Genomic DNA, 12,411 nt, shown 5'->3' with positions numbered 1-12,411 from the left:
TATTTATTCCAACCATCGGGGCGTTCACTGGCTCCACGCCTCCGGTAGTCGCTGGACGGTGCGCGGCACCTCGACGCCGTCGAGGGACTTCTCCGGTACGGCGGTCCGCGTGCCCTCCGTGGCCCGCGCGAACGCCGGTGCGCCGCCGACCAGCGGGACACGGGCCGAGGTGCGGGACAGGTCGATGGTCAGGGTGGGCCGGGTGGACGGCGGGTCGATGAGGTCCTTGTCGGTGCCCGCGACGATCAGGGCGAGGCGGTGACCGGCCGGGACGACGTGATCGGTGGCGCCGAGGTCGAGGGTGATCGTGTAGGACTTGCCCGGGGTGAGCGGCACTCCCTTCCCTGGATCGGCGTAGTTCCCCAGATCGGCCCAGCCGCGGCTGACCACCGTGTAGTCGACGGGGGCGGTCTTGGCCTGCGTCTGCCGGAAGCAGGCGCTGTCGCCCGCCGTGCTCGCGCCCCAGCAGGTGCGGTCGGTGAGCGTGGTGATGCCTTCGCCACTCGCCGCGTAGTCACGGATCGTGTCAGGGCCGACGTCCACAAGTACCGCGGAGAGGTGGGCCGTTGACGTGGTCGGGGACGCGGTGACGGTCACCTGGGAGGAGCCGGACAGCCGGAGGTCCTTCGTGAGGGTCCGGGTGGTGAAGCCCGCCTTGCCGGGTGTCGACGTGTCGATCTGCGCGGCCCAGTCGGTCTCGCCCAGCGCGGGGTCGTCGGTGAAGGTCTCGGTGCCCTTGGACTTGGCGAGGCCGAGGGTGCCGACGCCGGGCTGGGCGCCCTGGGCGGGGCGGAGGGTGGCCGCGGAAGTACCGCGCGGGGGCCAGGACTTCGAGGTGACCCACTGGTCGGGGTGACGCTCGATGTCGGCCATGGGTTCGCGGTCGATGCCGTTGTCGTAGCCGAGGAGTTCGTGGTCGAACCAGCGGTGCAGGGTGTCGACCCACTCCGCGCGCCGGAAGTCGAAGGGGTCGACGTGGCCGGTCTGGGAGAGCCAGATCTTGCGCTCGACGCCGTTCTTCGCGAGGGCGTCCCACCACGGGCCGACGTGCTGGAGGCGGACGTTGAGGTCCTGCATGCCGTGCACCAGGAAGACGCTGGCCTTGACCTTCTTCGCGTCCTTCACGTAGTCGCGCTCGGTCCACAGCGGGGTCCAGTCGCCGGTGCGCGGGGCCTGGTCGACGAGCTTCCGCTGGACGGCGGCGCACTTGGCGCGGGCGTCGGGGCTGTCGACGTAGTCGGAGAGCCAGTCGGGGCCGGAGTCGTAGAGCGGGGCGCCCTCGGAGAAGTAGTAGTCGTACCAGCTGGAGATGGCGCTGATCGGGACGATCGTCTTCAGGCCCTTGACGCCGGTCGCGGCCACGCCGTTGGCGATGGTGCCGTCCCAGCTCTTGCCGATCATGCCGGTCCTGCCGTTGGTCCAGGTCGCCTTCGTCGTGGCGGTGCCCGTGCGGCTGGTGTAGGCCTTGGCGCGGCCGTTGAGCCAGTCGATCACGGCCTTGGCCGACTGGATGTCGGAGCGGCCGCCGACGTCCACGCAGCCGTCGGAGCGGTTGGTGCCGGCGAGGTCGACGCCGACGAAGGCGTAGCCGCGGGGCACGAAGTAGTTGTCGTAGAACAGCGGCATCTGGACGACGTCGCCGTTCGCGTCGTACGTCTTGCGCTGGCTCTCGTTGCCGCGCCCGCAGCAGGAGTAGTACGGGCTGGCGTCCATGACGACCGGGATCTTCCGGCCCTGCCGGCCGGGTTCGCGGGGCCGGACGATGTCGACGGCGACCCGGTCGGTCTTGCCGTCGCCGTCCCCGTCGAGGCCGGTGTCCACCCAGACGGCCTCGCGGACGGCGTTGTCGTACGAGTAGACGGGCTGACTCTCCCGTGGCTCCCTCTGCGCCTGGGCGACGGCGGGGGTGAGGAAGGTCGCCAGCAGGGCGGCGGTGGCCGCAGCCGCTGTCGCGAACGGTCTCCAGATCGTGAAGCGCGTGCGTATCGACATGCGCCGGACGGTACTGCGGTCAACTCCCGTACAAAAGAGGGCCTCTTGGGTCCATGACGGCCGAATGGCGATCGTGTGACACGGGTGGCCATGGACACACCCGGGATCACAGGTGATGAATAGGCTGCGAACAGACTTCATGCCCCCACGACTTGGAGCTTTCGTGTACCGCAGACTCATCCCCTCGGGCGCCCTCGCGGCCGCCTCCCTGATGCTGGCGGTCCCGGCGTCGGCGGCGAGCCCCGCCCCCGGCGCCCCGGGCATCGGCGACCCCTACTACCCGGACTACGGCAACGGCGGCTACGACGTCTCCCACTACGACCTGCGGCTCAAGTACCAGCCCGCCACGGACGAGTTGGAGGGTACGGCGACGATCCTGGCGCGGACCACGCAGGACCTGTCGAGCTTCGACCTGGACTTCCTGCTGGACGTGAGCGAGGTACGGGTCGACGGCGCCAGGGCCGCGTTCACGACCACCGGCGAGCACGAACTGGTCGTCACGCCGAAGACCCCGCTGGCGAAGGGCACTTCGGTCACCGTCGTGGTCCGCTACCGCGGGATCCCGTCGTCGAAGCAGGCGTACGGCTTCACCAGCTGGCACCGCACCCCGGACGGCGGCATCGGGGCGAACGAGCCCGAGGCGGCCTGGTGGTGGTTCCCCAGCAACGACCACCCGCTCGACAAGGCGACCTACGACGTGTCGGTGCTCGTCCCGGACGGCACCCAGGCCATCTCCAACGGCACGCTCCAGTCGACGAGTTCACGCCTCGGCTGGACCCGCTTCAACTGGCGCTCCGACAAGCCGCAGACCACGTACCTCGCCACGCTCGCGGTCGGGAGGTTCGACATCACGACGGGGACCAGCGAGGGCGGGATCCCGGTCGTCAACGCGTACAGCAAGGATCTCGGCGCCAACTACGGTGCCGCGCGGGCGAGTGTCGAGCGGACCGGGGAGATCGCCGACTGGCTGACAGAGTACTTCGGGCCGTATCCCTTCACCTCCGTCGGCGGGTACGTCCCCAACACGACCACGGGGTACGCGCTGGAGACGCAGACCCGGGTGTACTACAGCCCGCGGCAGTTCGCGAACGGCTCCAACACCTCTGTCGTGGTGCACGAGTTGGCGCACCAGTGGTACGGCGACAGCGTGTCGCTCAAGGGCTGGAAGGACATCTGGATCAACGAGGGCTTCGCGCGGTACGCCCAGTGGCTGTGGTCGGAGCACGAGGACGAGGGGACGGCGCAGGAACTCGCCGACTACGTCTACGCCTCGCACCCGGCGGACGACCCGTTCTGGACGGTGAAGCCCGGTGACCCGGGGCCGGAGAACCAGTTCGACATCGCCGTCTACGACCGGGGCGCGCTGGCCGTGCAGGCGCTGCGCAACGAGATCGGCGACGAGGCGTTCTTCACGGTGCTGAAGGGCTGGCCCGAGAAGTACCGGTACGGCAACGCCTCCGTCGACGACTTCCGGAAGTACGCCGAGGAGGTGTCGGGGAAGTCGTTGTCCGCGCTCTTCGACACGTGGCTGTTCCAGCCGTCGAAGCCGGCCGGTCCGGCGGCGCGGGCGGCTTCGATCGCGAAGGCCGCTGCGCAGCCGGTGCAGCCGAAGTCGTGGAAGAAGATCGCGGCGACGAACGACGTGCACTAGCGGCTTGACGGGGGGCGGTCCGGTCAGCCCTCGACTCCGGTCGAGGTGTGGGCCGCCCCGACCGGCTTGGACTCCGGGGAGCCGCGTTGGCGGAGGTAGACGGAGAGGATCGCCATCGAGGCGACCGCGAGGAGTTCGGACTGCCAGTTCTGCAGGGTGCGGCTCCAGAAGTCGGCGGAGCCGATATAGGCGTGCCAGCTCATGGGGGCCTGGAGCTGCCGTAGTTGCTCCTCGTTGTAGGCGGCGACGCCGGAGATCGCCTGGGCCAGCCAGGACAGGACGAACAGGGTGCCCATCACGAGGCCGAGCGAGTGGGAGAACAGTCCCCGGCGGAAGCGGCCGGCGCTCGCCCAGCGCGGGGAGTCCTCATGGGCGTACCGGCCGACCCGCTGGGCCTTGTCGGACTCCGTTCCGGCCTTGTCCAGTTCCTTCGACTCGGGCGATCCGCGCTGCAGGAGCCAGACCGTGGCGGTGATGTAGAGGAAGAACTGGAGGTACTCCGACTGCCAGTTCTCGGTCACGTCGACGGCGAAGTCGGAGGACATGAGGTACTCGCCGAGTCCGATCCGGGCCAGTCCCTCGGTGGCCAGCTGGTTGTTGAAGTCCGCGAGACCGGCGAGGGCCTGTCCGGCGAGGGCGAGCAGGAAGGCGAGGCCGAAGCCCAGGCCCAGGCCGTTGTCGTGCAGGAAGCCGCGGGAGCGAGTCTTCATCGGTGCATCAGTCCCAGGGCGCTGAAGTAGACGAGGCCGCACAGGACGACGGCCAGACAGAGGGTGAACTGGGTCCTCATCGCCGTCAGCCTCCCTGGAGGTCGCACTGGAAGGGCATGCCCGGGCGGGGGGTGCAGCCGGCGGCGACGATCTTCCAGCCGTCCGGGAAGCGGGACAGGAACAGGGTGTCCGTCGCCAGGACGACGCGGGCCTGGCGGCCGTAGACGTCGGTCTTCTCGGTGCGGCCGCCCGCGGGCAGGTCCTGGGAGGTGATCGCCTTCTCGCAGGGCTGCTTCTCGGAGTCCTCCAGCTCGCCGCGGGTCTGAGGGGCGAGGGAGGCGCAGAGGGCGGCCGGGTCGTCGGTGCTCAGGAGGTGCTCGAAGGCGGTCGCGGCGGCGGTGACGTCCGCGGTGCGTTCCCCCACACCGCCGCAGGCGCCGAGGGCCAGTCCGAGGGTGGACAGGAACATCAGCGGCCTGAGGCGGCGCACCTTTCTCACGGGGCGCCGAGTACCCGGATGTCGGGGGCGCGAAAAGTGCTAGGCGGTCCTCATGAGGAGGGTGGCGCGGTCGATCGCGTCGGTCTCCGTGGACGGGATCGTGCAGGCGTGGGCGCCGGCGGTCGCGCCGTACAGGGCGCTGCGGAGCGGGGGCTCGCCGGTGAGGTGGCCGAAGAGGTAGGCGGCGGCGAAGGAGTCCCCGGCGCCGTTGGTGTCCACGATCGGTGCGGGCGGGGTCACCGGGGGTATCCGGTGGATCTCGCCGTCGGTGAGCAAGTGGGCGCCCTCGGCTCCGGCGGTGGCGACGACGGTGTGGGCTCTGCCCTGCTCCGTGATCCGGCGCATGGTGCGCTGGGGGTCGGTGAGGGCGGTCGCGGAGAGGAAGACGATGTCGGCGGAGTACGCGAAGGGCTCGTGGTAGGGGTTCTCGCCGTCCCAGTCGTGCAGGTCGGTGGAGACGGTGGCGCCGGTCTCGCGGAGGACGGGGAGGGCGTGGGCGCAGGGCTGGGTGATCGAGACGTGGATGTGCCGGGCGGCTTCGGCCAGGGTGCGGACGGTGTCCTCCGGGAGCCGGTCGTCGGGGTGGGAGCGGCTGGTGTCGTACAGGGAGAGGCGCCGGCCGTCGGGGCTGACGAGGTTCACCGCGCGCTTGGTGCCGGCCTTCTGGGGGATCGCGGTGAGCGCGATGCCGCGGTCTCTGTGCAGGGCGCGCACGAGGTCGCCCTCGGGATCGTCGCCGAGGAGGTCGAGGTGGTGGGTCCGCAGTCCGAGCGCGGCGAGCCCGAGGGCGACGAAGTCCCCGGTCTGCCCCGCGCGCGTACGGATCCCGGAGTCGATCATGTAGCTGTCGGCGTACGGGAGGGGCAGCTCCGGCACGTGGACGATGGTGTCGACCCCGGCACCGCCCAGCACGAGCACGTCGATGTCCTTGCTCACCCTCGGTCCTCTCCGTGGTCGTAGACGGTGACGCTCCGCTGGTTGGGCCACTGTCTCGCCGTAGGCCCTCCGGACCGTGGTACACCCCAGGTCGTGTGTGGCTGGTCGCGCAGTTCCCCGCGCCCCTTCAGGGCGCGTCCCTGACTGTACGACGAGCGGATCTCGACCTCCCCAGCCCCTGCACCTCACCAGGCGCTCTTGCCGCCGAGGTACGTGATCTCCCCCATGACGCCACCGTAGAGGGTGACACTGGCAACGGAACGGGTTTCACACCACTGGTGAGACAGTGATACTGCTCTGCATGATGAGCGATGCCGCCGCCGACGGGTCCGACGAGGGCGTGGAGCCGACTCTCACCGTCGACGAGCTGGCCGCGCGGGCCGGGGTGACGGTGCGGACCGTGCGGTTCTACGGGACGCGGGGGCTGTTGCCGCCGCCGGTGATCGGGCCGCGCCGGGTCGGCCACTACGGGCAGGAGCATCTCGCCCGGCTCGCGCTGATCGAGGAGCTCCAGCACCAGGGGATGACACTCGCGGCGATCGAGCGGTACATGCAGCAGCTGCCGGCCGGCCTCAGCGCCCGGGATCTCGCGATCCAGCGGGCGGTGGTGGCCTCGTGGGCGCCGGACTCCGTCGAGACGGTGACGCGCGAGGAGCTGGCGCGCAGGGCCGGGCGGGCGCTGAGCGACACGGACGTGGAACGGCTCGCCGCGCTGAACGTCGTGACCGTCGAGGGTGATTCCCTCCGTGTGGACCCGGGACTGCTGCGGCTCGGCGTCGAGCTGCTCGACGTACCGCTGTCGCAGGAGGCGATCCTCGCCGCGCGTACCGTACTCGTCGAGCATTCCCGGGCCGCGGCGCACGAGTTGTCGCGGCTCTTCAGGGACGAGGTCGTGCAACGGGACACGCAGGACGTGAAATCGCTGTCGGCCCACATGGAACCCCTGGTCGTACAAGCCCTTCTGACGACCTTTCAGCGTTCCCTGCACAGCGAGCTGCGCCAGTGGGCCTCACAAGTAGGCCGAACCTCCTGACACGTTGAGGGTCTGCCCGGTGAGGAAGCCGCTGCCCTCGTCGACGACGTACAGCAACGTCGAGACCAGGTCGGCCGGTTCCTGGGTCCGGTCCACCAACTGCCCCGCGCACACCGCCTCGAAGCCGCCGTCCGCGCCGACCGTCCGCTCGGCCGTGGCCGTACGGACCATGCTGGGCGCGATGGCGTTGACGGTGACGGCGTACGGCGCGAGGGCCGCCGCGAGGGAGCGGGTGAAGCCGATCAGGCCCATCTTCGAGGCGACGTAGGGGACCATGTCGGGCGGGGCGGTGAGGACGGCCGCCGAGGCGATGTTGACGACCCGGCCCCAGCCCGCCGCCTTCAGGTACGGCAGCGCGGCCCGCGTCACCAGGAACGGCGCCTCCAGATTGACCCGCATGACCCGGCGCCAGTCCTCGACGGTCGTCTCCTCGAAGGGTTTCGCCGGGTACACGCCCGCGTTGTTCACGACGACGTGCAGTCCGCCGAACCGGTCGGCGATCCGCTCGATCCCCTCCTGCACGGTGCCCGGATCGGCGACGTCACCGACCAGCTCCAGGTAGTCGGCGACCTTCGCGGCGGTCTCCGGCTGCGGTTCCAGATCGAGCCCGGCGACCCGGTAGCCGCGCCCCGCGAGGGCGACGGCGAACTCCTGTCCGAGGCCCTGTGCCGCTCCGGTCACCAGCGCGGTGCGCGTCTCCATGCGCCGAGTGTGCGGACCGTCCGGGCGCTCGGCAAGCGCGCATTCCACTCGCTGAAACGCCGCTGTTGCCGCGCGCGCCCGGGAGGCCGACGCTGCGGGACGACCCAAGTCGGGTCCCAGCAGCAGCCGTACGGGAGCCGTGCCCGATGACCGAGATCGAGCGTGCCGTGGACGATGCCGAGCACGCCCGCGAACAGGGGGACGGGCCACGACGGTGGGGTCCGCTCCCCCGCCGGCTGGTGCGCGACGAACTCGGCGTGCTGCTGGTGCTGGGGCTGCTGATCGCCGGGATCGGCATCCCCTACCCGGACTTCCTCGACACCGACAACCTCCTTTCCACGGCCCACAATTCGGTCTACATCTCGCTGATGGCCTGCGGGATGGTCTTCGCGCTGGCGATGCGCGAGGTCGACCTGTCGGTGGGCGGAAGTTACGCCATGTGTCTGGTCGTCGGGGCGCTGCTGATCCGGGACGGGACGGCGCCCTGGCTGGCGGTGCCGGTGGTGCTGGCCACCGGCATCGCCGCGGGTGTGTTCAACGGCCTGGTCACGACGGTGCTTTCGCTCCCGTCGTTCATCGTGACGCTGGGCACGCTGATGCTCTACCGGGGTGTCGGGCTGGCGCTCGCCGACGGCAGGCAGATCACCGATCTCCCCCTGAACGACTCGTTCTTCACCTTCGCGGGCGGCGATCCCGGAGGCGTGCCCTTCGCGCTGTGGGTGCTGCTCGCGGTGGTCGTGGTGCTCGCGGTGGTGCTCGCCCGTACCCGGTTCGGGGCCCGGGTGCGGGCCATCGGCTCCAATCCGGACGCGGCCGCGTTCAGCGGAATTCCCGTGGTGCGCACGCGCGTTCAGGCCCTCGCCCTGTCCGGGCTGACCACGGCGTGCGCCGCCTCGCTCGCCCTCGCCTTCTACGGTGCCGGCGACCCGACCCTCGGCCAGGGGTACGAGCTCCAGGCCATCGCCGCCTGCATCATCGGCGGCACCCCGCTGGCCGGGGGACGCGGTTCGGTGGTCGGCGCGGTGGCGGGCGCGATGATCCTCTCGGTCGTCGCCGCCGGGCTCGTGTTCTTCGAAGTCCCCATCAACTGGACGTCGTTCGCGACCGGCGGGGTCATCCTCGTCGCCGTCGCGGCCGACAGCGCCCTGCGGCGGACCGGACGCCGCCGCCGGTGAGCCGAGCCGTCGTCGTGAGCCGAGCCTTGGAGGCCGTGATGCATCCCCGAACCCGTACGGTGTCCGCCACGCTCGGCGCGCTGCTGCTGCTCGGCGTCGTCGGCTGCGGCGACAGCGACTCCGGCAGTGGCGGCAAGCTCGACATGGGAATCGCCGTCGCCAACATCTCGCTGAACTTCGCCCACGAGATGGTGCTCGGCGCCGAGAGCGCGGCGAGCCATGCCGGCGACGTGAACTTCAAGGCGGTGGGGCCGCCCAACACCGACGGGCCCGCCGAGGTGCAGCTGTTCCAGAACCTCACCACCCGCGCCAAGGACGGCATCGTCCTGGAGAACCTCGACCCGCCGATCTTCACCCGGCCCGCCGCGCAGGCCGTCGACAAGGGCATCCCGATCGTCGCCCTGGACACCTCCCCGACCGACGGCTCCAAGGTCGGCTTCTACGTCGGCAACGACAACTACGCGCTGGGCGAGTTGATGGCCAAGGAGGCGCTGAAACGGCTCGGGAGTGACCCCAAGGGCGAGGTCGCCATCGGGGTGCCGAACCCGGGGACGCCTGTGCTGGACAACCGGGCCAAGGGGATCTCCGACACGTTCAAGAAGGAGGCGCCGAACGTCAGGATCGTCGGCCCCTTCCAGACGTACAGCGATCCCGGGCAGAACTACAGCGCCTGGTCGGCCCAGGTCAACGCCCATCCGAACGCGCTGGCCTTCCTGGGCGTCGGGGACGCCGACAGCTACAACCTCGCCAAGATCAAGAAGGCGGAGAACGGCAAGTGGCTGACGGCCGGGTTCGACGTCGACCCCAAGACGCTGGACGCGGTCAAGGACGGCTCGAACTTCGTCACCATCGATCCGCAGCACTTCCTAAAGGGCTATCTGTCCACGGCGATCCTGATCCAGTCGGTGCGCGAGAAGGACGGCAAGCTGCCCGACGGCTGGTTCCTCTCCCCCGGCGGGGTCGTGGACTCCTCCAATGTCGACGAGATCATCGCCCGGCAGAAGTCAGCGAAGGCGGCCTACGACTGGTACAAGCCGACCATCGACAAGCTCCTGGGTGACCAGGACGCGCATCTGAAGCCGCTGAAGGACGCGCGCTGAGATGACGTACGGCGACATCCTGGTGGCGCAGGGCCTGGTCAAGTCGTACGGCGGGGTACGGGCGTTGGACGGTGCGGGCATCCGGCTGCGGGGCGGCGAGGTGCACGCGCTGGTCGGCGAGAACGGTGCCGGGAAGTCGACGCTGGTGCGGATCCTGTCCGGCTCCCTCGCGCCGGACGAAGGGGCCGTGCGGCTGGGCGAGGACGCCCGGATCGCCGCCGTGTCCCAGGAGTTGAGCCTCTTCCCGGACCTGACGGTGCGCGAGAACCTCTTCCCGTACCGGCCGCCGCGCCGCTTCGGCCTGCTCGACAAAGGCGCCATGGACCGGGCGGCCCGGCCCGTCCTCGACGAGCTGGGACTGAACGTCGACCTCGACGCGGAGCTGGGTGAACTCACCCTGGCCGACCAGCAGTTGACGGAGATCGCGCGCGCCCTGCTGCGCGACCCGCGTCTGCTGATCCTCGACGAGCCCACCTCGGCACTCCCCGCCGACGCGGTCGAGCGGCTCGAACGGGTGCTGCGCACGCTGACCGGCCGGGGCATCGCCGTCCTGTACGTCTCCCACTTCCTGGAGGAGGTCATGCGCATCGCGCAGCGCGTCACCGTGCTGCGCGACGGGCGGGTCGCGCTGGCGGGGGTGGAGCGCGCGAAGACGGACGTGCCCGAGCTGGTCACGGCGATGCTGGGCGGGCGGCCCGAGCCGTCCGTGCGGCGGACCCGGTCCCTGGTCGATCTGCCGCCGCCGGTCGTGCTGTCCCAGGTGGACGTGGCGGGGCGGCTCGCCGACGTGACCTTCACCGTGCGGGCCGGCGAGGTGGTCGGGGTCGCGGGACTGCAAGGCGCGGGCCATCTCGATGCGTTGGAGGTGGTGTGCGGGCGGGCGGCGGTCTCGGCGGGGCGGGTGGACATCGCGGGGCACGGACAGCCGCGCTCGCTGCGGGACGCGGTCCGGGCGCGGGTCGCGTTCGTGCCGAGCGATCGGAAACGGTACGGGCTGATGGTGGACCGTACGGTGTGGGACAACACCACGGCGGTGAGCTGGCTCGCCCTGGGGCGGGGCGGCTTCATGCCGTCGCGCTCCCAACTGGTGCGCAGGACCGCGGATCTGACGGAGCGTCTGCGGTTGCGGGGAGGACCGTACGACGTGGTCGGCCGGCTGTCCGGCGGGAACCAGCAGAAGGTCGTGTTCGCCAAGTGGCTGGCCACCGAGCCGAAGGTCGTCGTGCTGGACGATCCGACCCGGGGCGTCGACATCGGCGTACGGGCCGAAATGCACCGGATCGTGGGCGAGTTGGCGGCGGGCGGGGCGGCCGTGCTCCTCGCCTCGACGGATCTCGCGGAGCTGACCGAGGTGTGCGACCGGGTGCTGGTGTTCGTGCGGGGGCGGTTGACCGGCGAGGTGAGCGGGGAGCGGCTGACGGAGCATGCGCTGGCGGTGGCGATGCAGCAGGGGCTGTCGAGCAACTCCGGCTGATCCGGCGGTCGTTCAGACCGACAGCGTGCGCGTCAGCGCCCGTGCCGCCGCGCACACCCGGGCCCCCACCCGGTCCACGTCGAGTCTTCTCGTACCGCCGGTGACGGAGATCGCGGCGATCGGGCGGGAGTCGGGGCCCGGGGCGTAGACGGGCGCGGCGACCGCGGAGACGCCGACCTCGGCCTCCTCCAGGTTGACGCCGTAGCCGCGGGCCCGGGTGAGGGCGAGGTCACGGGCGAGCTGGCCGGGCAGGACCATGGTGCGCGGGGTCAGCCGGAGCAGCGCCCGGTGCGGCGGCCGGGGGTCGAGCGCGAGGAAGACCTTGCCGGTGGCCGTGCAGTGGGCGGGCAGGCGGCCGCCGGTGCGGGAGACGATCGGGGTGGCACGGCGGCCGGTGACCTTCTCCAGGAAGAGGGTGTCGGTGCCGTCCGGGACGGCGAGGTGGACGTTCTCGTGGGTCGCCTCGTGCAGGTCGCCGAGGAACGGCAGGGCCGCGTCCCGCAGTTCGCGCACCGAGGGCGCCGACTGGCCGAGCACGAACAGCCCGAGGCCGATGCGGTAACTGCCCTCCGGGGTGCGTTCGACGAGGCCCAGGCGGACCAGTTCGCCGATCAGGCGGTGGGCGGTGGGCTTCGGCAGGCCGGTGCGCAGGGAGAGTTCGGCGAGCGAGATCGCGGTGTCGGAGTCGCCGCACGCGCGCAGCAGCGCCACCCCGCGGGCGAGCACCGATTTGGGCAGCGGATCGTCCGTCATGGACCGATGGTCGGGCCCGGTGGGCCGGGGTGACAAGATGCGCGTTCCTGTGAGTCCGCTATTCACGTACGGGGACGTCCACCAGCAGCGGCCCGGTCAGCGCGCCCGCCCCGGCAACCAGTTCACGCAGGTGGTCGGCGCTGTCCGCCCGGACCGCGTCGACGCCGAAGAACCGGGCCGCGCGGGTGAAGTCCAGGTCGCCGAGGTCCGTGCCGGGGCAGACGCCCTGGCCGCCCATCGCCGCGTAGGTGTCCCGGAGGGTGCGGTAGGCGCCGATGGGCCCGCGCAGCGCCTCCCTGGCCTCGGAGCCCAGGCCCGCCGCCCCCGACCTGCTCGACCGCGCCGAGGCCGCCCTGCGCGCCCTGACCGCACCCACCGGAAGCCCC

Annotated in this window: 11 protein-coding genes and 1 pseudogene; 5 read left to right on the top strand and 7 right to left on the bottom strand. The window is 71.0% G+C overall.

The window, feature by feature from the left end; genetic code table 11:
• Window positions 1–24 precede the first annotated feature (24 nt).
• Window positions 25–1,992 carry a Xaa-Pro dipeptidyl-peptidase gene (locus ABZ896_RS49330; protein WP_360944877.1) on the bottom strand — a complete coding sequence of 656 codons (1,968 nt, stop codon included), beginning with the start codon at window positions 1,990–1,992 and terminating at the stop codon, window positions 25–27.
• A 163-nt stretch (window positions 1,993–2,155) separates the two neighbouring features.
• Between ABZ896_RS49330 and ABZ896_RS49325 the strand changes: the two genes are divergently transcribed.
• Window positions 2,156–3,643 carry a M1 family metallopeptidase gene (locus tag ABZ896_RS49325; protein ID WP_360944874.1) on the top strand — a complete coding sequence of 496 codons (1,488 nt, stop codon included), beginning with the start codon at window positions 2,156–2,158 and terminating at the stop codon, window positions 3,641–3,643.
• Between the two features lie 23 nt (window positions 3,644–3,666).
• Here ABZ896_RS49325 and ABZ896_RS49320 read toward each other — a convergent pair whose 3' ends face one another.
• From ABZ896_RS49320 to ABZ896_RS49310, 3 genes are all read right to left on the bottom strand, one after another.
• Window positions 3,667–4,353, bottom strand: a complete 687-nt coding sequence (locus ABZ896_RS49320; RefSeq protein WP_360944871.1) for a DUF6766 family protein — start codon at window positions 4,351–4,353, stop codon at window positions 3,667–3,669.
• Between the two features lie 85 nt (window positions 4,354–4,438).
• Complete coding sequence (locus ABZ896_RS49315; protein ID WP_360944868.1) at window positions 4,439–4,852, bottom strand: hypothetical protein; 414 nt, start codon at window positions 4,850–4,852, stop codon at window positions 4,439–4,441.
• Window positions 4,853–4,891: 39 nt separating this feature from the next.
• Window positions 4,892–5,788, bottom strand: coding sequence for an adenosine kinase (locus tag ABZ896_RS49310; RefSeq protein WP_360944865.1), 897 nt, complete (start codon window positions 5,786–5,788; stop codon window positions 4,892–4,894).
• A 301-nt stretch (window positions 5,789–6,089) separates the two neighbouring features.
• On the opposite strand from ABZ896_RS49310, the gene ABZ896_RS49305 reads away from it, so the two are divergent.
• Window positions 6,090–6,821 carry a MerR family transcriptional regulator gene (locus tag ABZ896_RS49305; protein WP_360944862.1) on the top strand — a complete coding sequence of 244 codons (732 nt, stop codon included), beginning with the start codon at window positions 6,090–6,092 and terminating at the stop codon, window positions 6,819–6,821.
• On the opposite strand, the gene ABZ896_RS49300 is transcribed toward ABZ896_RS49305, so the two are convergent.
• Window positions 6,798–7,523, bottom strand: coding sequence for an SDR family oxidoreductase (locus ABZ896_RS49300; protein WP_360944859.1), 726 nt, complete (start codon window positions 7,521–7,523; stop codon window positions 6,798–6,800). The genes ABZ896_RS49305 and ABZ896_RS49300 overlap by 24 nt on opposite strands.
• Before the next feature lie 146 nt (window positions 7,524–7,669).
• Here ABZ896_RS49300 and ABZ896_RS49295 point away from each other — a divergent pair, with 146 nt between their 5' ends.
• The 3 genes from ABZ896_RS49295 to ABZ896_RS49285 are packed head-to-tail and all read left to right on the top strand — an operon-like array spanning window position 7,670 to window position 11,272.
• Entirely contained in the window at window positions 7,670–8,698 is a 1,029-nt protein-coding gene (locus ABZ896_RS49295; RefSeq protein WP_360944856.1) for an ABC transporter permease, read from the top strand.
• Between the two features lie 38 nt (window positions 8,699–8,736).
• On the top strand, window positions 8,737–9,798 hold the full coding sequence (locus ABZ896_RS49290) for a sugar ABC transporter substrate-binding protein (protein WP_360944853.1): 1,062 nt from the start codon (window positions 8,737–8,739) through the stop codon (window positions 9,796–9,798).
• A 1-nt stretch (window position 9,799) separates the two neighbouring features.
• Entirely contained in the window at window positions 9,800–11,272 is a 1,473-nt protein-coding gene (locus tag ABZ896_RS49285; RefSeq protein ID WP_360944850.1) for a sugar ABC transporter ATP-binding protein, read from the top strand.
• Window positions 11,273–11,284: 12 nt separating this feature from the next.
• Here ABZ896_RS49285 and ABZ896_RS49280 read toward each other — a convergent pair whose 3' ends face one another.
• Both ABZ896_RS49280 and ABZ896_RS49275 read right to left on the bottom strand, forming a co-directional pair.
• Window positions 11,285–12,025: an IclR family transcriptional regulator gene (locus tag ABZ896_RS49280; protein WP_360944847.1), complete on the bottom strand. Its 741-nt coding sequence runs from the start codon at window positions 12,023–12,025 to the stop codon at window positions 11,285–11,287.
• Window positions 12,026–12,083: 58 nt separating this feature from the next.
• Window positions 12,084–12,411, bottom strand: a pseudogene (locus tag ABZ896_RS49275) (hypothetical protein); the annotation flags it as partial.

The organism is Streptomyces sp. NPDC047072, assembly GCF_040643855.1.
In the GTDB taxonomy this organism is placed as follows: Bacteria; Actinomycetota; Actinomycetes; order Streptomycetales; family Streptomycetaceae; genus Streptomyces.
The sequence above is the reverse complement of the archived record's forward strand: the minus strand, read 5'-3'. Positions and strand labels throughout refer to the sequence as shown.

Bases quoted from the DNA above. Each gene is read 5' to 3' on its own strand.
- ABZ896_RS49295 (WP_360944856.1), top strand. From the start codon at position 7,670: ATGACCGAGATCGAGCGTGCCGTGGACGATGCCGAGCACGCCCGCGAA.
- ABZ896_RS49330 (WP_360944877.1), bottom strand. From the start codon at position 1,992: ATGTCGATACGCACGCGCTTCACGATCTGGAGACCGTTCGCGACAGCG.
- ABZ896_RS49300 (WP_360944859.1), bottom strand. From the start codon at position 7,523: ATGGAGACGCGCACCGCGCTGGTGACCGGAGCGGCACAGGGCCTCGGA.
- ABZ896_RS49320 (WP_360944871.1), bottom strand. From the start codon at position 4,353: ATGAAGACTCGCTCCCGCGGCTTCCTGCACGACAACGGCCTGGGCCTG.
- ABZ896_RS49285 (WP_360944850.1), top strand. From the start codon at position 9,800: ATGACGTACGGCGACATCCTGGTGGCGCAGGGCCTGGTCAAGTCGTAC.
- ABZ896_RS49280 (WP_360944847.1), bottom strand. From the start codon at position 12,025: ATGACGGACGATCCGCTGCCCAAATCGGTGCTCGCCCGCGGGGTGGCG.
- ABZ896_RS49305 (WP_360944862.1), top strand. From the start codon at position 6,090: ATGATGAGCGATGCCGCCGCCGACGGGTCCGACGAGGGCGTGGAGCCG.
- ABZ896_RS49290 (WP_360944853.1), top strand. From the start codon at position 8,737: ATGCATCCCCGAACCCGTACGGTGTCCGCCACGCTCGGCGCGCTGCTG.